Origin of the sequence: Ensifer sp. SSB1 (assembly GCF_016652895.1) — a bacterium.
In the GTDB taxonomy this organism is placed as follows: Bacteria; Pseudomonadota; Alphaproteobacteria; order Rhizobiales; family Rhizobiaceae; genus Ensifer.
In genome coordinates this window covers 13,856-35,774 of sequence record NZ_JAEPRP010000066.1, presented here as the reverse complement: position 1 = coordinate 35,774, position 21,919 = coordinate 13,856, and the positions used below count along the sequence as shown (strand labels likewise).

Annotated in this window: 25 protein-coding genes; 11 read left to right on the top strand and 14 right to left on the bottom strand. The window is 62.8% G+C overall.

Annotated features, from left to right (window positions below):
* Positions 1 to 926, bottom strand: a 926-nt coding sequence (locus I8N66_RS17720) for an ABC transporter transmembrane domain-containing protein (protein ID WP_291155973.1), incomplete at its 3' end; no start/stop codon positions are given.
* A 207-nt stretch (positions 927 to 1,133) separates the two neighbouring features.
* Entirely contained in the window at positions 1,134 to 2,927 is a 1,794-nt protein-coding gene (locus I8N66_RS17715) for a LysM peptidoglycan-binding domain-containing protein (RefSeq protein ID WP_113536817.1), read from the bottom strand.
* Between the two features lie 244 nt (positions 2,928 to 3,171).
* Between I8N66_RS17715 and I8N66_RS17710 the strand changes: the two genes are divergently transcribed.
* The gene (locus I8N66_RS17710; protein ID WP_113536816.1) at positions 3,172 to 3,792 is read left to right on the top strand and encodes a TIGR00730 family Rossman fold protein; all 621 of its coding nucleotides are present in this window, start codon (positions 3,172 to 3,174) and stop codon (positions 3,790 to 3,792) included.
* Between the two features lie 69 nt (positions 3,793 to 3,861).
* On the opposite strand, the gene rarD is transcribed toward I8N66_RS17710, so the two are convergent.
* The 8 genes from rarD to cysS all read right to left on the bottom strand — a co-directional run bounded on the left by rarD (position 3,862) and on the right by cysS (position 10,979).
* Positions 3,862 to 4,794: an EamA family transporter RarD gene (rarD, locus tag I8N66_RS17705; protein WP_291155968.1), complete on the bottom strand. Its 933-nt coding sequence runs from the start codon at positions 4,792 to 4,794 to the stop codon at positions 3,862 to 3,864.
* Positions 4,795 to 5,008: 214 nt separating this feature from the next.
* Positions 5,009 to 6,625: a citramalate synthase gene (cimA, locus tag I8N66_RS17700; RefSeq protein WP_113536814.1), complete on the bottom strand. Its 1,617-nt coding sequence runs from the start codon at positions 6,623 to 6,625 to the stop codon at positions 5,009 to 5,011.
* Between the two features lie 35 nt (positions 6,626 to 6,660).
* Entirely contained in the window at positions 6,661 to 7,623 is a 963-nt protein-coding gene (pip, locus tag I8N66_RS17695; protein ID WP_291155962.1) for a prolyl aminopeptidase, read from the bottom strand.
* A 2-nt stretch (positions 7,624 to 7,625) separates the two neighbouring features.
* The gene (locus I8N66_RS17690; RefSeq protein ID WP_291155960.1) at positions 7,626 to 8,147 is read right to left on the bottom strand and encodes a GFA family protein; all 522 of its coding nucleotides are present in this window, start codon (positions 8,145 to 8,147) and stop codon (positions 7,626 to 7,628) included.
* Complete coding sequence (locus I8N66_RS17685; RefSeq protein ID WP_113536811.1) at positions 8,120 to 8,596, bottom strand: GFA family protein; 477 nt, start codon at positions 8,594 to 8,596, stop codon at positions 8,120 to 8,122. The genes I8N66_RS17690 and I8N66_RS17685 overlap by 28 nt, the downstream gene beginning before the upstream one ends.
* Positions 8,593 to 9,084, bottom strand: coding sequence for a GFA family protein (locus I8N66_RS17680; RefSeq protein WP_291155955.1), 492 nt, complete (start codon positions 9,082 to 9,084; stop codon positions 8,593 to 8,595). Before I8N66_RS17680 ends, I8N66_RS17685 begins: the two co-directional genes overlap by 4 nt.
* A 12-nt stretch (positions 9,085 to 9,096) precedes the next feature.
* Positions 9,097 to 9,480 carry a VOC family protein gene (locus I8N66_RS17675; RefSeq protein WP_291155952.1) on the bottom strand — a complete coding sequence of 128 codons (384 nt, stop codon included), beginning with the start codon at positions 9,478 to 9,480 and terminating at the stop codon, positions 9,097 to 9,099.
* Between the two features lie 107 nt (positions 9,481 to 9,587).
* Complete coding sequence (cysS, locus tag I8N66_RS17670) at positions 9,588 to 10,979, bottom strand: cysteine--tRNA ligase (RefSeq protein WP_113536809.1); 1,392 nt, start codon at positions 10,977 to 10,979, stop codon at positions 9,588 to 9,590.
* A gap of 416 nt (positions 10,980 to 11,395) precedes the next feature.
* Between cysS and I8N66_RS17665 the strand changes: the two genes are divergently transcribed.
* Complete coding sequence (locus I8N66_RS17665) at positions 11,396 to 11,575, top strand: hypothetical protein (RefSeq protein WP_113536808.1); 180 nt, start codon at positions 11,396 to 11,398, stop codon at positions 11,573 to 11,575.
* On the opposite strand, the gene I8N66_RS17660 is transcribed toward I8N66_RS17665, so the two are convergent.
* On the bottom strand, positions 11,557 to 12,336 hold the full coding sequence (locus tag I8N66_RS17660) for an SOS response-associated peptidase (protein WP_291155948.1): 780 nt from the start codon (positions 12,334 to 12,336) through the stop codon (positions 11,557 to 11,559). The genes I8N66_RS17665 and I8N66_RS17660 overlap by 19 nt on opposite strands.
* A 61-nt stretch (positions 12,337 to 12,397) precedes the next feature.
* Between I8N66_RS17660 and I8N66_RS17655 the strand changes: the two genes are divergently transcribed.
* The 9 genes from I8N66_RS17655 to I8N66_RS17615 all read left to right on the top strand — a co-directional run bounded on the left by I8N66_RS17655 (position 12,398) and on the right by I8N66_RS17615 (position 18,110).
* Positions 12,398 to 12,859, top strand: a complete 462-nt coding sequence (locus tag I8N66_RS17655; RefSeq protein ID WP_291155945.1) for an NUDIX domain-containing protein — start codon at positions 12,398 to 12,400, stop codon at positions 12,857 to 12,859.
* A complete protein-coding gene (locus tag I8N66_RS17650; RefSeq protein ID WP_113536805.1) occupies positions 12,856 to 13,308 on the top strand; it encodes a TIGR02301 family protein in 453 nt (150 codons plus the stop codon). Before I8N66_RS17655 ends, I8N66_RS17650 begins: the two co-directional genes overlap by 4 nt.
* Positions 13,309 to 13,466: 158 nt before the next feature.
* The gene (locus tag I8N66_RS17645; RefSeq protein WP_113536804.1) at positions 13,467 to 13,736 is read left to right on the top strand and encodes a hypothetical protein; all 270 of its coding nucleotides are present in this window, start codon (positions 13,467 to 13,469) and stop codon (positions 13,734 to 13,736) included.
* 15 nt (positions 13,737 to 13,751) lie between these two features.
* Positions 13,752 to 14,543 carry a hypothetical protein gene (locus I8N66_RS17640; protein WP_291155940.1) on the top strand — a complete coding sequence of 264 codons (792 nt, stop codon included), beginning with the start codon at positions 13,752 to 13,754 and terminating at the stop codon, positions 14,541 to 14,543.
* 209 nt (positions 14,544 to 14,752) lie between these two features.
* Complete coding sequence (locus tag I8N66_RS17635) at positions 14,753 to 15,598, top strand: folate-binding protein YgfZ (protein WP_291155937.1); 846 nt, start codon at positions 14,753 to 14,755, stop codon at positions 15,596 to 15,598.
* A complete protein-coding gene (locus I8N66_RS17630; protein WP_113536801.1) occupies positions 15,595 to 16,203 on the top strand; it encodes an HD family hydrolase in 609 nt (202 codons plus the stop codon). Before I8N66_RS17635 ends, I8N66_RS17630 begins: the two co-directional genes overlap by 4 nt.
* Position 16,204: 1 nt before the next feature.
* Positions 16,205 to 16,744 carry a tyrosine phosphatase family protein gene (locus tag I8N66_RS17625; RefSeq protein ID WP_113536800.1) on the top strand — a complete coding sequence of 180 codons (540 nt, stop codon included), beginning with the start codon at positions 16,205 to 16,207 and terminating at the stop codon, positions 16,742 to 16,744.
* A complete protein-coding gene (locus tag I8N66_RS17620; RefSeq protein ID WP_223726838.1) occupies positions 16,734 to 17,717 on the top strand; it encodes an NAD regulator in 984 nt (327 codons plus the stop codon). Before I8N66_RS17625 ends, I8N66_RS17620 begins: the two co-directional genes overlap by 11 nt.
* 153 nt (positions 17,718 to 17,870) lie before the next feature.
* Complete coding sequence (locus tag I8N66_RS17615; RefSeq protein ID WP_113536798.1) at positions 17,871 to 18,110, top strand: hypothetical protein; 240 nt, start codon at positions 17,871 to 17,873, stop codon at positions 18,108 to 18,110.
* Positions 18,111 to 18,124: 14 nt separating this feature from the next.
* On the opposite strand, the gene nadC is transcribed toward I8N66_RS17615, so the two are convergent.
* Genes nadC through nadA form a run of 3 tightly spaced genes read right to left on the bottom strand, consistent with a single transcriptional unit; the run spans position 18,125 to position 21,818 of the window.
* Positions 18,125 to 19,033: a carboxylating nicotinate-nucleotide diphosphorylase gene (gene nadC / locus I8N66_RS17610; protein WP_113536797.1), complete on the bottom strand. Its 909-nt coding sequence runs from the start codon at positions 19,031 to 19,033 to the stop codon at positions 18,125 to 18,127.
* A 51-nt stretch (positions 19,034 to 19,084) separates the two neighbouring features.
* Positions 19,085 to 20,683: an L-aspartate oxidase gene (locus I8N66_RS17605; protein ID WP_291155925.1), complete on the bottom strand. Its 1,599-nt coding sequence runs from the start codon at positions 20,681 to 20,683 to the stop codon at positions 19,085 to 19,087.
* 55 nt (positions 20,684 to 20,738) lie between these two features.
* Entirely contained in the window at positions 20,739 to 21,818 is a 1,080-nt protein-coding gene (nadA, locus tag I8N66_RS17600; RefSeq protein ID WP_113536962.1) for a quinolinate synthase NadA, read from the bottom strand.
* Between the last annotated feature and the right edge of the window lie 101 nt (positions 21,819 to 21,919).

Sequence of the window (21,919 nt, the reverse complement as noted above, 5' to 3'; positions counted from 1 at the left end):
GCATTGATGAAGACGAAGTCGCCGAGCGTCTGTTCGCCGCGCTGAACGGCGAGCGCCGACATGATCATCATCACAGCCGTACCGGCGCCGAAGATCAGCGCCTGGCCGAAGTTGAGCCAGCCGAGCGAGGTCCAGACCTGGGTGGCCGCCGCCTCATAACGCTCCATCGACTTGTCGAAGCGACGGGCTTCCATCTCTTCATTGCCGAAATACTTGACCGTCTCAAAGTTCAGGAGCGAGTCGATCGCCTTTGTATTAGCGTCGGTGTCGCTGTCGTTCATCGAGCGGCGGATGGCGATGCGCCAGTCACTCGCCTTGATCGTGAACCAGATGTACAGCCAGACGGTGATGGCCGTCACCAGCAGATAGCTGAAGCCGTAGCCCCACCAGAAGATCACAGCGGTCAGCAGGAATTCGATCAGGGTCGGCACGCTGTTCAGGATCGTGAAGCGGACGATCGTCTCGATGCCCTTGGTGCCGCGCTCAATAACGCGCGAAAGCCCGCCGGTACGCCGTTCCAGATGGAAGCGCAGCGAAAGCTGGTGCATGTGGACGAAGGTCTTGTAGGCGAGCTGCCTGACCGCGTGCTGGCCGACGCTTGCAAACAGCGCATCGCGAAGCTGGTTCAGGCCGGCCTGAAGCAGACGCGCGAGGTTGTAGGCCAGCACCAGCATGACCGCACCGGTCATGAACGTGGGCAAGAATCCGAGGACGTCCGGCTTGCCGTTCAGCGCGTCCGTCGCCCATTTGAAGGAATAGGGAACGAGGATCAGGACGACCTTGGCGATGATCAGGATGACAGTCGCCCAGATGACCCGGAGTTTGAGATCAGCCCTGTCCGTCGGCCACATGTAAGGCCAGAGATTGGCAATCGTCTGCAACGGATTGCTCGTATCGGCCGAAACGGTTTTCTTCTGGGGTGCCACGTTTTGATCCGCTCTTACGTTTCGCGCTGCTGGCGGCCGCGGCAGCCCCACGAGCCTTGCCGCACCGCGCTTTCCCTCTATCCGAAGACAAGCAACGCCGTCATCACCGTTCAATGAAAAGCGGCGCCTCGTTGAAGGCGCCGCCCTTGATCGAGAGATAAGCATCCATCGCCGCCGCCGCAATGTCGTTGGCGGGCGATCGACAGCCTATTGCTCGTGTTTCATGTGCTTTCTGTGAATCTCGCGCGATTCATCATCCGGCAGCGCCTTGTCAGGCACCCCGAAGACCTGTCCCGGGCGAATGCGATCCGGGTCTTCGATCTGATCCTGGTTGGCGAGATAGATGGTGGTGTAGCGCAGGCCTGCACCATAGACGCGCCGCGAAATCTGCCACAGCGTGTCGCCGCGACGGATGATCACGGAAGACTTGCTTTCCTTGAGCGGCTCCTGCTGTACGGTCTGCGGCTCCTCCTGCGTGGGGGAAGCCGCTGCGGTTTCCGTGCTCGGTGCCGGCGTCGTTGCCGCATCGCTGACCACTGCACTGCCTGCGCCCATGGCCTTCGCCAGTTCGCCCTGTGCCGGAGCATTGCCCTTCGGCAGGGTCTGCTCATCCGACGCCGGCGTCGCGCTGCCGCGCTCGGCCAGAACCGGACCGACGGACGCGTCGACCTTGGCAAGCGCCGAGGCAACGCTCGGGGCATCCTGCGGCGCGGCCTTCAGGGCCGCCAGCGCGTCGGCTGCCGCCTTCGACGCCCGCGCCGCTGCTGCCGCCAATGCCTGATCGGAATTATCGGCGAGCCGGAAATCGGCCAGCGACTTCAGAGCGATTTCCGTGGCGGAACGCGCAGCGGCGAGCTGCTCGCCGGTCGGCACCTTGCCGTTGGCGTAGAGCCCCTTCAACAGAGCCAAGGCCTTGCCAGCCTCAGCGCGTACGCCATCAAGACCGGCGGTCGCCGAAGGCGTGCTTGACGGTGCCACTGCGGCAACCTGCGAACCGGCGGGACGATCGAAGGGAACGGATGCGCGCATGGCAACCTTGCTGCCATCCTCGTTCAGCATGTCGGCTCGGATGATGTGGCTGCCCACGGTCAACTCGATCTCGCCATCGACGACGAAATTGCCTTTATCATCGGCCTTCATTTCGCCGAGCAGCTTGTCATCCGCGTAGACGCGCACCAGCGCACGCGGCTTGGCGCTACCCGCGACGAACATCTTGCTGCCCTCGATCTCGACGGCACTCACCTGCAAACCGGGAACGCCGACCGCCTTTGCCGGGGCCGAGGATGCATCGCCGGTCGCCAGCGGTGTCTGCGTCGCGGTCGACGCGACCTCAGCCGGTTGCCCGGCTTCCGTCTTGCCGGCTTCCGGTGTCGTCATCAGCCGGCTTGCCTCCCCCGGCTTCGATACCATGGCGAGAAGTTGGCCGGACGGGTCCTTCGGAACCGAAACGGTCGCAACTTCTTCGGAGCTCTTCACCGTGCCGTCCTCGCCGGTGCTGCGCAGTGTCAACTGATAGTCGCCAGCCGGCAGAGGCTTGTCGAAGACTGCAGCGAAGTCGCCCGTCGCACCGACATCGGCGGTGCCGACAACGGTGTCGCCGCTCAGGATCTCGAGCTTCGAACCCGGCTGCGCATGCCCGGCGATCACGGTCGAACCATCAGGCTCGACGCGCAGCACGTCGAAACCGGGAACGGCCGGATTTTCAGCGGACGCGTTCGTCGGCGCAGCATTGGCCGTCTGTTCGGCCGTGGTGCCGGCGGCCTCGCCGGGCTTCGCGGCTTCGGAAGCCTTGGCATCCTGCGGCTTTGCCGTCGCATCCGTCGACTGCGGGCCACCGGAGGCCGAAGCGGTGTCGTTCGATTGGGTCGCGCCGCCTGCAGCCGGCTCGTCCGCCGGCTTCTTGCCGTCGCCACGCAGGTTCGGTTGCACCACGAATACCATCAACGCTGTCGCTGCCACGAGGACAGTAATGGCCACCCAGCCGGCCTTATTTTTGATCATGCCACTCTCCACACGGAGCGGAGCAACGCTCCGCGCATGCCCTCTCATCGGCCTGCGGTGCGGGCTTGCGCCGGTTATTATAGCGCAACAGCAAGCAACTCGTCCGATTTGTTCAATCAATCCCTGAAATTGCTAGCGATTCGCGATTCGGCGCACAAGCAGCCGAGGGCGCGGCAACCTGCAGAAAGCCCGGTTTCCCCTCATTTTTCTTGACCCATGCTGCGCTGCAATGTTTTTTGGGGGCATGAGCACCCAGAACAGCACGATTCGATCCATCTGCGTCTATTGCGGTTCACAGCCCGGACGCGACAACGCCTACATGGAATCCGGCCGCGCACTTGGCCGTTCGATTGCCGATCACGGCCTTCGCCTCGTCTATGGCGGCGGCACGCGCGGCATCATGGGAGCAGTCGCCAGCGGCGTCCTTTCGAACGGCGGCGAAGTCACCGGGATCATCCCCGAATTCCTGATGGACAAGGAAGCCACCCGTCATTCGCTCGGCCAATTGAACGAGTTGATCGTCACCGCCGACATGCACGAGCGCAAGCATACGATGTTCGAACGCGCCGACGCCTTCGTCGCTCTGCCGGGCGGCATCGGCACGCTGGAAGAGATCGTCGAGATCATGACCTGGGCGCAGCTTGGCCGTCACCGCAAACCGATGGTCTTCGGCAACATCAACAATTTCTGGCGACCGATGCTGGACCTGCTGCAGCACATGCGTGACGAGGGCTTCGTCCATACGGCGCATCTCGTGCAGCCGCTCGTCGTCGATGATGCCGAAGGCATCGTTCCGGCCATCCTGGCGGCAGCCAATGGCGGCAAGGGCCGTGGCGGCGAAGCCGAGATCATCTCCAAGCTTTAAGAAACCTGTTCAGCCAACAAAAAAAGCGCGCCACCCGGCGCGCCTTTTTTGTTTCTATCGCCACCGACCTTATTCGGCAGGGCTTGCCTGCAGGGCGCGGCGCGCCCTGCTTTCGGCCAGCATCGCGCCGGTATAGATCACCAGCGCCGCCCAGATCAGACCGAAGGCGATGAGCTTTGCGGTGCCGAAGGGCTCGTGGAAGACGAAGACGGCGATCACGAAGATCATCGTCGGCGCGATGTACTGCATGATGCCGATGGTCGACAGGCGCAGGAGCTTGGCGCCGTTGGCATAGATCATCAGCGGCACCGCCGTGACGATGCCGCAGGACAGCAGCCACAGGACGTCGGCCATGCCGGTGTCACCGAAATGTCCCTGCCCTGTCGTCTCCAGCCAGATAATGTAACCGATGGCAGGCACGCTCAGCAGCAGGACTTCGAGGAAGAAGCCCTGATTGGGGCCAACCGGCAAGGTTTTGCGGAAGAAGGCGTAGAAACCCCAGGACAGGCAGAGGCCGATCGACACCCACGGCAGACCGCCGGCATCAAAGGCGAGCACGGCGACGGCAGAGGCGGCGAGCGCTATTGCAACCATCTGCGCCGGGTTCGGCCTCTCCTTCAAAAGCACCGCACCGAGGAAGATCGAGAAGAGCGGATTGATGTAGTAGCCGAGCGCGGTTTCGATGGCGCGCCCCGCACCGATTGCCCAGACATAAATGCCCCAGTTGATGGTGATGAGCACGGCGGTCAACGCCGCCATGCACAGCATGCGCGGCGAGCGCAACGCCGTCTTGATGTCATCGGTGCGTCCGAGCCAGAGCAGCACGAGACCCGCGAGCGGCACCGACCACACGATCCGGTGCGCCACCACTTCCGGCGCCGGGATGTGGGCAACCGCCTTCATGAAGAAGGGCAGGAAGCCCCAAAGCAGATAGGCGGTCAGCGCGAAGGCAAAGCCTTTCGCGGAATCGGTATTTTCGGCGGGTGCTTTCGGCTCGGCCATATCATCTTTTCCTGGTGCTTTTTTTCCGGAGAGCCCTGGCGGCAACGGCCGCTCTTCGGTCACACGAGAAGGCACGGCTTACCGGCCGGCACAATTTCCCATAGACGGGTCCTACCCCAATGCCCGGTTATGCACCAATTCATTTCCGTGAAGGGATGGTGAGTTTTGCTCATCATCCCTTCATAGAAACGCCAGGGGTTAGGGATCGCCAAGGTCACTCGGCGGCGATCAGGCCCAGGTGGTCACGGTTCTTCAGCAGCTTGAAGATGATGCTGTCCATCAGCGCCTGGAACGATGCGTCGATGATGTTGTCGGACACGCCCACCGTCCACCAGCGCGCGCCGGTGCCGTCGGTCGATTCGATGAGCACGCGAGTGATCGCCTCGGTGCCGCCATTGAGGATACGGACCTTGTAGTCCGCCAGTTCGAGGTCGGCGATTTCCGACTGGTATTTGCCGAGGTCCTTGCGCAGCGCGAGATCGAGGGCGTTGACCGGTCCGTGCCCCTCGGCGACCGACATCATCGTCTCACCGTCGACGACCACCTTCACCACCGCTTCCGATACCGTCTTCAGCTGGCCGTTGGCGTCGAAACGCCGTTCGACCATGACGCGGAAGCTTTCGACGTGGAAGAAATCCGGCACCGTGCCGAGGATGCGGCTCGCGAGCAGCGCGAAGCTCGCATCCGCCCCCTCATAGGCATACCCGGTCGCTTCGCGTTCCTTGACGATCGCGATCAGCTTGTCGAGCTTCGGGTCGTCTTTGCTGACAACGATACCACGGCGCTTCAGCGCGTTGATGAAATTGGCCTTGCCGCCCTGGTCGGAGACCATGACCTTGCGCAGGTTGCCGATGCTTTCCGGCGCGACATGCTCATAGGTGCGCGGATCCTTGAGCAGGGCCGAAGCGTGAATGCCGGCCTTGGTGGCGAAGGCGGATGCGCCGACGTAAGGGGCCTGCTGGTCGGGCGAGCGGTTCAACAGTTCGTCGAAGGAGTGGGCAAGCTTCGTCAATTCCTGCAGGCGATCGGCGTCGATCGCGGTTTCGAAGCGGCTGGAGTAGGTTTCCTTCAACGCGAGCGTCGGGATCAGTGTGACAAGATTGGCGTTGCCGCAGCGCTCGCCGATGCCATTAAGTGTTCCCTGGATCTGACGCACGCCGGCTTCGACGGCCGCCAGCGAATTGGCGACGGCCTGGCCTGTGTCGTTGTGGGCATGGATGCCGAGATTGGCGCCGGGCACGCCGGCGGCAATCACAGCGGCAACGATTTCGCGCACCTCCGGCGGCTGCGTGCCGCCATTCGTATCGCAGAGCACCACCCAGCGCGCGCCGGCATCGAAGGCGGCCTTGGCGCAGGCGAGCGCATAGGCCGGGTTGGCCTTGTAGCCGTCGAAGAAGTGCTCGCAATCGACCATCGCCTCGCGACCGGAGGCGACAACGGCGTCGACCGAAGCGCTGATGTTGTCGAGATTTTCCTCATTCGTGCAGCCGAGTGCCACCTCGACATGATAGTCCCAGCTCTTCGCGACCAGACAGATCGCATCGCTCTTGGCTGCAAGCAATGCCGCGAGGCCGGGATCGTTGGATGCCGAAACGCCGGCGCGCTTGGTCATGCCGAAGGCGACGAAGGACGCCTTTTGCGTGCGCTTGCGCGTGAAGAACTCGGTGTCGGTCGGGTTTGCGCCGGGATAGCCGCCCTCGATGTAGTCCATGCCAAACGCATCCAGCAGGCTCGCAATCGCAATCTTGTCCTCGACCGAAAAGTCGATGCCGGGCGTCTGCTGCCCGTCCCGTAGCGTCGTGTCGAAGAGATAGATGCGTTCGCTGGTCATGGCTAATCGTCCAAAATGCTGTGTTCTTGCTCGTCTTACTCGGTCTTGCCTGCGAATTGATCCGTGGCACGGATCAGTCGGTCGAGAATGCCCGGCTCGGAATAGGCGTGCCCTGCCCCTTCGACCAGATGGAGCTCGGATCCGGGCCAGGCCTTGTGCAATTGCCAAGCGTACTTCGCCGGGCACGGCATGTCATAGCGTCCCTGGATGATGACGCCGGGAATGCCGTGAAGCCTGTGAGCATCCCGCAACAACTGGCCATCGTCCATCCAGCCGGCATTGACGAAGAAGTGGTTCTCGATGCGCGCAAAGGCGTCGGCATATTCATCGTCGGCGAAAGGCGCGCTCGTCGCAAGTTCCGGCAGCAGCGTGATCGTCTCGCCTTCCCATATGCTCCAGGCCTTCGCGGCGGCAAGGCGCGTCGCCTTGTCGTCGCTCATCAGGCGGCGGTGATAGGCGTGCATCATCTCGTGCCGTTCTTCTTCCGGAATGGGGGCGATGAACCGCTCCCACTTGTCCGGAAACATTTCCGAGACGCCGAACTGATAGTACCAATCGAGCTCGGCCTTCGTCAGCGTGTAGATGCCGCGCAGCACGAGCTCCGAAACCCGGCTCGGGTGTTTCTCCGCATAGGCGAGCGCCAGCGTCGATCCCCAGGAGCCGCCGAAGACCAGCCACTTGTCGACCCCCGCCTGATCACGGAGCCGCTCGATATCGGCGACGAGATGCCATGTGGTGTTGGCTTCGATCTTCGCATGCGGTGTCGACTTGCCGCAGCCGCGCTGGTCGAAGAGCGTCACGTCATAGAGCGCCGGATCGAACAGGCGGCGATGACTTGCGGAAATTGTGCCCCCCGGTCCGCCATGCAGGAAAACGGCTGGCTTGGCGCCTGGCGTGCCGACCTTTTCCCAATAGATCACGTGGCCGTCGCCGACGTCGAGGTGGCCCGACGCATAGGGTTCGATTTCCGGATAAAGCGTACGCAAAACAGTCGTCATTTTCAGTCTTTCGTGAGCGGCCAGTGCACAGTGTCGTAATCGGGATGCTGGCGGTTGGTTTCGAGAACGATCAGATGGCGGGTCGCCGAAACCTCGGTGCCATCATCCGTCTCCCTTGGCGGCAGGCCCGCGAGCCGCGAGAACCATATGACGCGGGATTCGACGCCGGATTGGTAAACGGGCTGTACGTCATCAGGGTCGTCGAGCGAGCCGAGCGCGATGTTGATGAAGTTCTCGTCGGGCATATCGTAGAACAGCGGCGTGCCGCAATCGCTGCAGAAGCCGCGGCGGACCAGATGCGACGAGCGGAACCACGACGGCTGGCCGCGGGTGATGTCGAAACTGTCACGCGCGACGTTCGCTAGCGGCATGAAGTAGTTTCCGGCCGCCTTCTGGCACATCCGGCAATGACAGATATGCGGGTCCTCAAGCGTGCCCTCGGCACGATAGCGGACTGCCCCACACTGGCATCCACCGGTATAGATGCGGGCGATGGTCACCGGAATGCTCCCGAAGGATGCCATTGCTCGGTTTCATGATCCGGATGCTGGAAGGAGATGATGCTCTCCTGCCGCGCGTAGAAATCCGGATCCTCCAGCACCGGCTGCTCGAAGATCGTCTCGACCCAGGGCAGACGCGCGGCGTAATTGACCTGGATCTTGGGCGCGAGATCGGTGCGATCGTCAAAGGTGCCGATGGCGATCTCAAGGCCGCCGGGGTGCCGATAGGTCATCGGCGTGCCGCATTTCGGGCAGAAGCCGCGGTCGATGTTGACCGAGGACTGGAAGTAGCTCGGTTCATCCCGCACCCATTCGACCCCGTCCTTCGGCGCTGTCACCAACGCGGAGAAGAACGAGCCGAATTGCTTCTGGCACATGCGGCAGTGGCAGATCGACGGGCGGCCGAGCTGCCCGCGGATGCGGAAACGGACCGCGCCGCACTGGCATCCGCCTGTTCGAACATTTTCGCTCATCGTCTTTCCTCCGGGGGCCAGGTTTCGGTGTCGTGGTCGGGATGCTGGTAGGAAACGAGATTGGTCAGAAACTCGATCGCGTCCGGATCTTCCAGCGTATGAACGCCAGGCAGATCGGCGACGTGATCGACATAGGGCAACTTACCCTCGACGCCCCATTGGATGGTCGGCACGATGCCTTGCGGCTCGTCGAAGGCAGCGATCGCCAGCGCCATGCCATCCGGTGCCTCGTAGGTCAGCGGCGTGCCGCAATCGGCGCAGAAGCCGCGTCGCGCAGCGTTTGACGACTGGAAGCGCTTGGGCTCCGCGCGGGTCCATGTCACATGCGCGCCGCGAACCGAAACCAAGGGCATGTAGAAGTTGCCACTTGCCTTCTGGCACATGCGGCAATGACAGACAGATGCGTCACCGAGCTTGCCCTCGACGCGGAAACGGACCGCGCCGCATTGGCAGCCGCCGGCATAATAAGGCCTGTTGTCGAGACTCATCGCAACTCCTGCTTAGCCGGGCGCGTGGCAGACGGCTTCGATGTTGTTGCCGTCGGGATCGATTACGAAGGCCCCGTAATAGTCGGGGTGGTAGTGCGGCCTCAATCCCGGCTTGCCATTGTCGCGCCCGCCGGCGGCCATCGCCGCTTCATAGAAGGCATCGACCTCGGCGCGGCTGCGCGCTGAAAACGCGTAGTGCCGGCCGGGGCCTGTCGCCGACACCTCGTGCAACCAGAAGACCGGCCGTTCGCGACCATATCCGGCGACCTTTACGCCGCCGGTATGTTCTACCGGCACCATCATCAGCAGCGAGCCGCCGAGCGGCGCAAAAGCCCGGTCGTAGAACGACCGCGCCCGGTCGAAATCCGCGACCGGAATGCCCGTATGGTCGATCATCGCACGAACTCCTGTTTCATGCATGCGCTCCGCGTTACCGCTGCTCCGGATGGCTCCATCCGATCCCGATCAAAGGGATCGGACAAAACGCGCCGCCGGGCTCGCGACTACCGTTTGATGTCCCAGGTCGTCACACGTTCGCCCGTTGCCGGGTCCTTGCCGTCCTTGAGCTGGACGCCCTGGGCGAGAAGATCGTCGCGGATCTTGTCGGCCTCGGCGAAATTCTTCGCCTTCAGCAGTTCCAGGCGGGCCCGGACGCGGCTGTCGATGTCGTGCACCACGGCTTCGTCGAGTTCGACCGCTTCAGGCACCACGCCGATCAGGGCAGCGCTGGCGGCAAAAGTGCCGAGCAGCTTCGGATCGGCTGCCGCCTTCTGGGCCAGAGCATGGAGGGCCTGAATGGCCGCAACGGTGTTGAGATCGTCCGCAAGCGCGGCGACCACAGCCGGATCGGCCTCACCCTTCGCGTCGCCCGGCACCGGCCACTTGGAAAGCAGGTGTTCCGCTTCCTCCAGCCGCTTGACCGAGAAATCGATCGGCTCGCGATAATGCGTCATCAGCATGGCGAGCCTCAGCACATCGCCCGGCCACTGGCGGCCAGCGAACTTCTCGGTGTGCAGCAATTCGTAAATGGTGACGAAGTTGCCTTCCGACTTAGACATCTTGCGGCCTTCGACCTGCAGGAAGCCGTTGTGCATCCAGACATTCGCCATCACCTGCGTACCGTGGGCGCAGCGCGACTGGGCGATCTCGTTCTCATGGTGCGGGAAGATGAGGTCGAGCCCGCCGCCATGAATATCGAAGACCTCGCCGAGGTAGCGGCTGCTCATGGCCGAGCATTCGATGTGCCAGCCGGGACGGCCCCTGCCCCACGGGCTATCCCAGCCCGGCTCGTTTTCGGCCGAAAGCTTCCACAGCACGAAATCGCCAGGGCTCTTCTTGTGCACTTCCACGGCGACACGGGCACCGGCCTGCTGTTCATCGAGGTTGCGCTTCGAAAGCTGGCCGTAGTCGGCCATCGACTTGGTGTCGAACAACACCTCTCCGCTCGCCTGATAGGCGTGCCCCTTGGCAAGCAGTTTTTCGATGATCTCGATCATCTGCGCGATGTTGTCGGTCGCCCGCGGCTGCACGTCGGGATCGAGGCAGCCGAGCGACTTGGCATCCGCCAGAAACTGCGTTTCGGTCTTCTCCGTCACCCGCCGGATCGCTTCATTGAGCGGCAGGGTCGGATAATCGCGAAGCGCCCGCGCGTTGATCTTGTCGTCGACGTCAGTGATGTTGCGGGCATAGGTAACGCGTTGCGCGCCATAGACATGGCGCAAAAGCCGGAACAGCACGTCGAAGACGATCACGGGCCGGGCATTGCCGATATGGGCATAGTCATAGACCGTCGGGCCGCAGACATACATGCGGACATTGTCGGGGTCGATCGGCCGGAACTCGACCTTCTCCCGCGTCAGCGTGTTGTACAGCTTCAGTGTCGGCGCTCCGCCCATTCCCATTCTCCAATACGCATACAACCGTCGAAAAACACGGCGCCCGGGAGGCCCGCGCGTTTGTCATCTTGGATTTCGGGAGACGAAAACGGCCAGGCCAGCGGGACGCTAGCGAATAATCTTCCGGCAGATAATGCAGATAACCGTTTTCATGCGCCCACTTATCGCGCGTCACCGAATTTCGGTCAAGAGGTCAGGCGCATGCAAGCACAGTCGGTTAGCGAAACAGAATCGGCGGCCATGGATTTGTCATGATTAGGCTTATCTGGGAGCGCCACGCGGAAAACAGATTCGCGGTGTAGGTGGTTCTGCATCACGAATCCTGTCTCCGGAGAACAGGGAGGAGCATCGTTTTCGCGCCAAAAGACGAAAACGGAATGTATCCGGTTCAGGAAAGCATCAAGGAGTGAGTGCAAGTGAAAGCCGCAAAGACCAAAGAAATCGCCAAGCCTACCAATCTCGTCGAACAGTACCGTCCGCTCGGCCTGAAGGCCGTGCTCGCCGCTGCGCTGCAAGCAAAGGGAAAGCCCGCGACCAAAATGACCAAGCGGCCTGCCTTGACCCCTGGGTCGTTCCTTCAGAACAGCGACATCTGACCGCTATCGGGCCCATCGGGTTTGCTTGTACCCTTGGGCTGGGCATCCGCCACAATCCTCGGTGCCACCGCATCCTGGATGTCCGGGCCGGTGTTGGCGACCTTGTTGACCTTGTCGGAAACAGGGATCGTCTCGAAATAGTCCTCCGCTACGGGGGCGAAGAGATCCGCTACTTCACGCGGCTCCTGCGTCTTGCAATCCAGCCAGCGGGTAAAGTCCTCTGGCTGGATGACGACGGGCATGCGGTCGTGGATCTGCCGGATCGACGCGTTGGCGGCCGTCGTGAGGATCGCTGCCGTATCGACCTCGGAACCGTCGGCTGACGACCAGGTTTCCATCAGACCTGCGAACGCGACGATGCCGCCCTTGCGCGGCCGCACCCAATAGGCCTGTGATGGCTCGCGACTGCCCTTCGGCGGTCTGTGCCATTCATAAAAGCCGGAGGCCGGCACCAGCACGCGGCGATGCCGCATGGCGGCGCGAAACGACGCCTTCTCGATCGCCGATTCGGCACGGGCATTGATCAGCAGCGGAAAATCGCGCGGGTCCTTGACCCAGCCGGGCATGAACCCCCACCGCACGAGCACGGCCTTGCGCTCCGGCAGGTTGCTGCCGGGCGCCGCCCGGTCGCCCGCTACGACGACCATGATCGGCTGCGTCGGTGCGATGTTGAAGCGCGCCGGAAAGTCTTCGCTTTCCAGCAGGCCGAACAACTCTATCAATTCTTCCGGCGTAGCCGTCAGCGCAAAACGTCCGCACATGACACGGATGTGGCACTTCACGTAGGATGGGTCAACGCTACTGAGGCAATTTGATTCCCCTATGTCGACCAAGCCTGAACTCGCCTCCTCCGTCATTCTCGAACGCGACGGCCGCTACCTGCTCGTAAGGCGGGCTAACCCGCCTTCGGCCGACATGTATGCCTTTCCCGGTGGACGGGCGGAGCCTGGAGAGACCCCGGCCGAAACTGCGCTAAGGGAGCTTTCGGAAGAAACGGGCATCGCAGCCCGCAATCCCGTGCTGTTCGAAACCTACGACCTGCCCGGCAAGGAATCGGAAGGACGCCACTTCCTGCTTTCTGTCTTCAGGGCCGAGGCGAGTGCCGACGCGGTTGCGGTCGCAAGCGACGACGCCGCCGGCCTTGGATGGTTTACGCCGGCCGAAATCTTTGCGCTGCCGATCCCCGACAGCGTGCGCGAATGCGTGGAAAGACTCACCAACGTCACAACAGAATGTGGCCCCGGCCTTGAAACCGCCGTCAATTCCGATTTGGTGAAACCATGATCACTGCCCCGATCTTCGCGCGGCTCGCCCTGGCCGGCTTGGCGCTGACAGTCGCTACTGGCGCCGCGGCGCAAAAAACGCCAACGAAAGAACCGGCGACGACCGAGGCTGCAGCCCCTGCCCCAGCGGTCGTCGAGGAGAAACCCACGCCTTACGACCAGAGGCTGATTAGACTCTCCGAAATCCTGGGCTCTGTGCATTACCTCCGGAACCTTTGCGTCAAGGAACCTGAGGATATCTGGCGCCGTTCGATGCAGGAATTGATCGACAAAGAGACGGCAGACGAGGTCAAACGCCGCGAGCGCATGACCGCCGCTTTCAACCGTGGGTATCGCACATTTGCATCTGTTTACACGACCTGCACCGGACCGGCGATCGTCGCGGAGCAGAGATATCGTGCCGAAGGCGCAACACTTGCGTCAGAAATCGTCGCCCGCTTTGGAAATTAGCAATAAATTAACCTCTTTTCTCACGACCCCGTGTCGTTTCGGGAAAAGGCTGCTAAGTTCGTTAAGAGAGTGGTAAGAAGTGGCGAGTCCGTTACGGTCGTTCAGTTGGAATTCAGCCGGACGGCCATAGAATGAACCGCTTGCACAATGGAAGTCGCATGGAACGAATGATGGAACCAAGCCTGACCGACATCGATGACATGATCGTCCACGAGAAAATGCAGGCTGCGCTGGAACACCAGAGCGAAGCCTGGGCGGACGGCATGGCTGATGGCATCGAGCCGGAAATCATCGCCGATGCGGCCATCGCCCTCGCCATGCGGGAGACCGTTCGGCTTCACGGCGAAGACGGTGCCGAAGCAATGCTCAACTCGCTTCGCGAGCGCGTGCTTGCCGGCGAATTCTCGCCCCAGCGCAAGCTTCAGTAATATCAGGACTGCCCGATGAGTCGGAATTTTGCAAACCGGACCCTTCCGGTTCGCCTCGTTACGCTGCTTTTGGCCGGTGTCGCCTTCAGCACCCCAGCAACGTTCTCCCCCGCTTTTGCACTTAGTGAACTGCAGGGAGAGCAGCAGCCTGCTCCTGCGCAACAGCCGGCAGCCGAAGGGCAGAAGGCGACGACGCCCGTGGCCGAGCCTGTCGCGGAGGAATCGGACGAGGAAGAAAAGCTTCCGCTCGAAATCCCGATGCCCGATCCGCTGATCAACAAGTCAGCGACGGCCACCAAGGACGATGCCCCTGCGGCCGAAGAGCCGGAGACGACCGGGCCCGTCGAGGTACTGACCGACGTTTCCAAGATACCGGCCCCGGTTGCCCGGATGCGTGAGCTCATCATCGAAGCCGCCGCTTCCGGCGATATCGAACGCCTGCGCTCGCTGCTCGGCAAGGGGCCGACACAAACTCAGGTCACAGGCGTCACCGGTGACGAGGACCCCGTTGCAATCCTGAAGGGACTTTCGGGAGACCAGGAAGGCGTCGAGATCCTCGCGATCCTGCTCGACGTGCTTTCGACCGGCTTCGTGCTGGTGGATAAGGGCACGCCGCAGGAAGCCTATGTCTGGCCATACTTCGCCGAAAAGAAGCTTTCCACACTGACGGCGCCGGAAAAGGTCGACCTGTTCCGCCTGGTTACGGCCGGCGACTTTGCCGATATGGAAGAATTCGGCAGCTACAACTTCTACCGCGTCGGCATCATGCCGGACGGAAAGTGGAAATTCTTCATCGCCGGCGACTGAGCGCCGGCGACCGAGCTTGCCGATCCTCTCCGAACATCCTACCTCTTCGCCATGAGATCACGATGGTACCAGGTCGAGTCGACCGGGATCGCCGGCGTGATCGGTGATTGTTGTTAGGCATTTCCGACCGCAAAACCGCTAGGCACTTTGTGCTGGAAATGCTCCAGGTTAGAGCGGGGGCTTCTACCCCGCGGAGCAGGATTCGAACGATGCCCAGGGTTCGCCTCGACGACCGCGCGATTGTCGCCGTCTCCGGCAAGGATGCGGAAGATCTTCTCCAGGGATTGATCACCACCGACCTCGACGCGCTGGCGCCCGACGAAGCGCGTCCGGGCGCGCTTTTGACGCCGCAGGGCAAGATCCTGTTCGACTTCATCATTTCCCGTGGCGGCGACGGCCTCCGGCTTGAGACCGCGCGCGACCAGGCGGAAGCGCTGCTGAAGCGGTTGACGATGTACAAGCTACGCTCGGCGGTCGATCTTTCGATCGATGCGTCCGCCGTCACCGTGATATTCGACGAAGCTGCGCCTGAGGGTGCCTACCGGGATCACCGCTTCGAGAAGGCCGGCATCGCACTCTTCCGCGCCTACGGTGATGGTGCCGGCGACGCGGCTGGCATCGAAGGCCTGGAGCGGCTTCGCATCGCAGCGGGCGTAGCGAATGCCGGCCCCGACTATGCGGCGCAAGATGCTTTTCCGCATGATGTTCTGCTGGACAAGAACGGTGGCCTTTCGTTCAAGAAGGGCTGCTACGTCGGGCAGGAAGTAGTGTCGCGCATGCAGCACCGCAGCACGCCGCGCCGCCGGATCGTGATCGTTTCTGCCGAAACCGCCCTTCCCCCGACGGGAACGACGATCACGGCGAACGACAAGGCCATCGGCACGCTGGGCACGGTTCAAGGTAAGTCGGCGCTCGCGATCGTGCGCATCGACAAGGCCGGCGAAGCCATGGCGAACGGCGTTCCGTTGCTTGCCGGTGACGTGGCGGTGTCCATGGTCCTGCCCGCATGGACCGGGCTGACCTTTCCGACCAGCGCCGACGAGGCAAGCGCGTGACGACGACCCGCGCCTGGCAACGCATGCTCTCCGGCCGTCGGCTGGATCTTCTCGACCCGTCGCCGCTCGATGTCGAAATCGGCGACATTGCGCATGGGCTTGCGCGTGTTGCGCGCTGGAACGGTCAGACCGCCGGCGATCACGCCTTCTCGGTGGCGCAGCACAGCCTGATGGTCGAGAACATCTTTCGCCGCAGCAACAAATGCAGCACCGACGACTGCCTGCTCGCCCTGTTGCATGACGCGCCGGAATATGTAATCGGCGACATGATCTCGCCGTTCAAGGCGGTGGTCGGCGGCGGCTACAAGGCGGTGGAAAAGCGGCTGGAAAGCGCCATCCATCTTCGTTTCGGCCTGCCGGCGCAATGCTCCAAGGAATTGAAGGATCGCATCAAGAAGGCCGATCACGTCGCCGCCTATTTCGAAGCGACGGTGCTTGCCGGATTCTCGGTCGAGGAGGCACGCAAGTTCTTCGGCCAGCCGCGCGGCATCACCCGTGAAATGCTACTGATCGATCCGGTACCGGCGGTCGAGGCGCAACGGCTGTTTACCGATCGATTCCTCGCGCTGGAAGCCGAGCGACTGCCAGCGCGCGCGGAAATCTGACATGCCGGAAATCGTCGTATCGCCGCTCGCCCGCATTGCCGAAATGGCCGTCCGCCACCGCTGCACCGAGATGATCAGCCTCGTCGCCAAGGGCCAGGACTTTCACCGTCCCGGGGTCATCACCAAGGCGCGACACCTGACGCTTGGGATGAATGACATCACCTTTGCCGGCACCGGCGACCTGATCGCACCGCAGGAAGACCATGTCCGGCAGATCGTCGCCTTCGCGCGCGAATGGGACCGCGCACGGCCGCTGCTCGTCCATTGCTGGATGGGCGTTTCGCGTTCGCCGGCAGCAGCGTTGATCGCGGCCCTTGCGGCAGAACCCGATCAGGACGACGCAGAGCTGGTGCAGCGCCTGCGGCGCGCCTCGCCTTTTGCTACCCCGAACACCCGGCTGGTCGAAATCGGCGATGCCGTCCTTCAGCGCGAAGGGCGGCTCATTGCGGCCGTGCGCGCGATCGGTCGCGGAGCGGATGCCGACGGCAACGCACCCTTCGTCCTGCCGCTCCTCGCCGAGGGAGCAGCCGTTGCCGACTGAGACGCAGCAACCGACGACCGTCGAAATCGGTCTCAATGCGGCGATCGTCGCCGTTGTCCAGCGCAGTCCTCGCATCCTTGCCGTCAGCGAAACCGATGGCGATACACGTGACAGCCTGCCGTTCGGCCCCTTCGATCCGGCGCGCCACCGGACGTTCGAGACGAGCCTGCGCGATCGCGTCGAAAAGCGCACGGCACTGAAGCTCGGCTATATCGAGCAGCTCTACACCTTCGGCGATCGCGGCCGCCAGCGGCTTCCGGGCGAAGAAGGCAAGCACATGGTCTCGGTGGGCTATCTGGCGCTGACAAGGACGGATGCCGAAAACACCGAAAGGCTCGCCGAAGCCGGCGCGCACTGGCGCGACTGGTACGGCTTCCTTCCCTGGGAAGATTGGCGGCAGGGTCGCCCGCCGATGCTCGATCAAGCAATCCTGCCGGGGCTTGCCCGCTGGGAAACCGGCGCCACCGGCGATGAGCGAGCGGCACCGATCGCGCAACGTCGCGCCCGCATCCGCCTCGCCTTCGGCCTCGATGATTTTCCCTGGGACGAAGAGCGGGTGCTTGAGCGTTACGAACTGCTCTATGAGGCCGGGCTCGTGCCGGAGGCCGTGCTTGATGGCCACGGCAATGGCCACGATGTCTTGACCGTCGGACAGGCGATGCGCCATGACCACCGCCGGATCGTGGCCACCGCAATTGCGCGGCTGCGTGGCAAGATCAAGTATCGACCTGTTGTCTTCGAGCTGATGCCGCCGGAATTCACGCTGACGGATCTGCAGGCGACCGTCGAGGCGATCTCCGGGCGCCACCTGCACAAGCAGAATTTTCGCCGCCTCGTCGAAGGCGCAGAACTGGTTGAACCAACGGGCATGACGCTTTCGTCTACCGGCGGCCGCCCGGCAGCCCTCTTCCGCTTCCGTCGCCAGATTCTGGACGAACGCCCTGCCCCTGGCCTCAAGGTTGGCGGGAGATAGTGGTCATCACCAAGCCCTGAAAGCAGGTCGGCGGCTAAAAACGTCCGGAGGTGCGCCCTACATTGCCGGATCGTGATATGTTTGATGCAGCGGGCGGAGACCACCCGTATGCCCACGCCAGAATGGCGTGACGTTCAAGATCGAGGTAACCCCATGCTGCTCGCACTGACCCTCCTGACGTCGCTGCTCGGCAGCCCGCAATCGGGGATCGACGAGAAGCCGAAGATGCCCGACTACTTCAAGAACCAGCTCGGCGGCTCGCAGCCGCAGACTACCATTTGCAATCTCAATGGCCAGGATTCGAACGGGCAGTTCAAAACCTGCCGCTATGATTGCGGCACGCAGATCACCGTCGGCGAGCGCTTCGCCTGCCCGTTCATCATGCAGCGATGAGCTGCCGGGTAAGATTACCGCTCAATCACCACATCGAGGCCAATATCCAGAGTCGGCGCGGCCATGGTGATCTTTGAGGTCGAGATGTAGTCGACGCCGCTCTCGGCGATCGCCCGCACCGTATCGATCTTGACGTTACCCGAGGCCTCGAGCCGGGTGCGGCGAGGATCGAGCGCGTAGGCATCGGCAGAAAGCTGCCAATGAACCCGATTGACCGCAACGGCTTCGCGAAGAAGATCCGGGCCCATATTGTCGAGCAGGATCACATCAGGGGCCGCGGTCAGCGCCTCGCGCATCTGATCGAGACCGTCGACCTCGATCTCGATCTTGACGAGATGGCCGCAATAGGCCCGGGCCGCGTGGATCGCGCTCGCGACACCACCTGACACGGCGATGTGGTTGTCCTTGATCAGCACTGCATCATCGAGCCCGTAGCGGTGGTTGGAGCCGCCGCCGAGGCGAACGGCATATTTTTCGAGCGCTCGCAGGCCCGGGATGGTCTTGCGCGTGCAGCAGACTTTCGCGCGCGTATGGGCGATCTCGTCGGCGAACTTCGCCGTGTAAGTGGCGATGCCCGAGAGATGCATGAGGAAGTTCAGGCCGACGCGCTCGGCCGACAGCACCCCACGAGCGCGACCGGAAATGCGAGCGATCGCCGCGCCCGGCGCCACACGATCCCCATCCGCTACCAGTGCTTCGAAATGGATCGACGGATCGACCAGGCGAAAAGCCGCCCGGGCCAGGTCCAGCCCGGCAACGACGCCGGGGTCGCGCGCATTCATGCCGGCCGTTGCCGTCAGTTCCGGCCCGATCGTCGAGAGCGTCGTGATGTCGCCGGCGCGGCCAAGGTCCTCGATGAGCGCGGCGCGCACCTGGTCCTCGATCATCAGTGCCGGCAAGTCGGGGCGGAGGGCTACAGTCATGGTATCACTCATTTCAAAGGTTCAATTCGAAACGGCCGTCGTAGACCGTCCTCACGCCGCTTCCGCTTCTGCCAGTTCCTGTGCCAGGCGGTTGGCGTCGGCGAGCGTCAGGTAGGTGCGGCGGCGCCATTCCGGGCGTTCCTGCGGGCAATCGGCGCGGAAGTGACCGCCACGGCTTTCCGTGCGGCGTAGCGCACCAACGGTTATCAGCTTGGCGGTCGTGATGATGTTGGTGAAGCGCATGCGACCATTTTCGCGCTCGAGCACCGCGATTTCGCGGATCGCCTTCAGCAGGCTCTCGCGGGTTCGGATTACACCGACGCACTCGCTCATCACCTGACGCAGGATCTTGAGTTGCGGGCTGTCCTCGACCGTCACCGGGTCGTCGTTCTCGCCGGCATTGTCGCCCCATGCGGTGAGCTGCGGCGTCGGCAGCGTGCCCTTGATGTTTTCGGCAATGCGGGCGGCAAAGACGACCGCTTCGAGCAACGAGTTGGAGGCAAGCCGGTTGGCGCCGTGCACGCCGGTCGAGGTCACTTCGCCGGCCGCCCAGAGGCCATCGATCGAGGTGCGGCCTTCGGCATCGGTGAGCACCCCACCCATGTGATAGTGAACCGCCGGCACCACCGGGATCGGCTGGGTCACCGGATCGATGCCGGCCGCCATGCAGGAGGCATAGACCGTCGGAAACATTTCGGGAAAATGCTTGCCCACCGCCTTGGTGCAATCGAGGAAGGCGCCGCGACCCGCCTGGACTTCGGCGAAAACCCCGCGCGAAACGATGTCGCGCGGCGCGAGCTCGCCGTCCGGGTGGATGTCGAGCATGAAGCGATGACCGGCAGAATTCAGCAGATGGGCGCCGTCACCGCGCAACGCCTCGGTCGCGAGCGGCGCCGGGTCCTTGCCGATGTTGATCGCGGTCGGGTGGAACTGTACGAATTCCGGATCGGCGATGATGGCGCCGGCGCGCGCCGCCATGCCGACCCCCTGCCCGCAGGCTTCCCACGGATTGGTGGTGACCGCATAGAGATGGCCGACACCACCGGAGCAGAGCACCACGGCGCGCGCCGGAAACGACACGCGCTTCTTCGATTGGCCGGCATCCGGACGGGCGATGACGCCGGAGATGAACCGGCCTTCGCGTACGAGCTCTTCGACCACATAACCCTCGATCACGCGAATCGACGGCGTTCGGCGAACTGCGGCAATCAGGGCTTCCATGATCGCCTTGCCGGCCATGTCGCCCTTGACGCGGACGATGCGGCGCTCGGAATGCGCGGCTTCGCGCGAGAGCAGCAGCTTGCCTTCGAGATCGCGATCGAAGGGCACGCCGTATTCGAGCAGATCGTGGATACGCGCTGGGCCTTCGGCCACCATCATGCGCGTCATCTTCTCGTCGACGATGCCGGCACCGGCAGCGAGCGTGTCGGCGACATGTTTTTCGAAGGTGTCGCCGGGGCTCATGGCGGCGGCGATGCCCCCTTGCGCCCAGGCCGAGGAGGCGCCATGGCCAATTGGCGCGGCGGCAAGGATCGTCACCGGCCTCGGGCTCAGCTTCAGCGCGCAGAAGAGCCCGGCCAGGCCGCCACCGACGATGACGATATCGTCAATCCCGTTGAAGGATTGCGGGCGAAAATGGTCGGTCAGCATGTTTCATTCTCCTCCAATGCGCATGCCTGCATCCGGTATAACCCGGCTGAAATTGTTACTGCTTGAGGTTCACCATGCGTTCGACCGCAAGGCGGGCGCGATCGGCGATGTCAGGATCAACGAGAACCTCCTCCGTCATGGTCAGCAGGCTGTCGAGGATCTTCGGCAGCGTGATGCGCTTCATGTGCGGACAGAGGTTACAGGGCTTGACGAACTCGACGCCTTCGATCTCCGCCTGGATGTTCGAGGCCATCGAGCATTCGGTGACGAGCAGCACCTTCGACGGGCGATTGTCCTTGACGTAGTTGATCATGCCCGATGTCGAGCCGGCAAAGTCGCAGACGGCGATGACATCCGGATGGCATTCGGGATGGCCGATGATCTCGATGCCGGGGTTTGCTTCCTTGTAGGCGAGCAGTTCGGCAGCTGTGAAGCGCTCATGCACCTCGCAGTGGCCCTTCCAGGTCAGGATCTTCTTGTTGGTCTGACGCGCCACGTTCATCGCCAGGTATTCGTCAGGGATGCAGAGCACCGTGTCGGATTCCAGGCTCTCGACGACATCGAGCACGTTCGACGAGGTGCAGCAGATATCGGTCTCGGCCTTCACGTCGGCGGACGTGTTGACATAGGTGACGACGGGAACGCCGGGGTAGCGCTGCTTCAACAGGCGGACATCGGCGCCGGTGATCGATTCCGATAGCGAGCAACCTGCCTTGGCGTCGGGGATCAGCACGGTCTTTTCCGGGCTCAGCAGTTTCGACGTTTCGGCCATGAAGTGCACACCGCACTGGATGATGATCTCGGCATCGACCTTGGCGGCATCGCGCGCCAGCTGCAGCGAGTCGCCGACGATATCGGCAACGCAGTGGAAGATATCCGGCGTCTGGTAGTTATGCGCGAGGATGACGGCGTTGCGCTCCTTCTTCAGCCGGTTGATGGCGTGCACATAGGGCGCATAGACCGGCCACTCGATCGCCGGGATGAAATCCTTGACCTTCTCGTAGAGATGCTGGGTCTCGCGCGCGACCGCCGGCGTAAAGGCAAGCTCGGGCCTTTCGATGATGCCGAAGCGCTCAGCGGCGCTGACAAAAACCGGTTTCGCCACGGCCGCGGTGCGGGGATCTAGGCGCGTCATCGACATCTCCTCTCCGCCCCTCTTCCCGGGCGGGCTTTCAATTATGCTCAATATGAGCATAATTGAACCAAAACAAAAGCGGCAAAGCCGCGTGGGTTGAT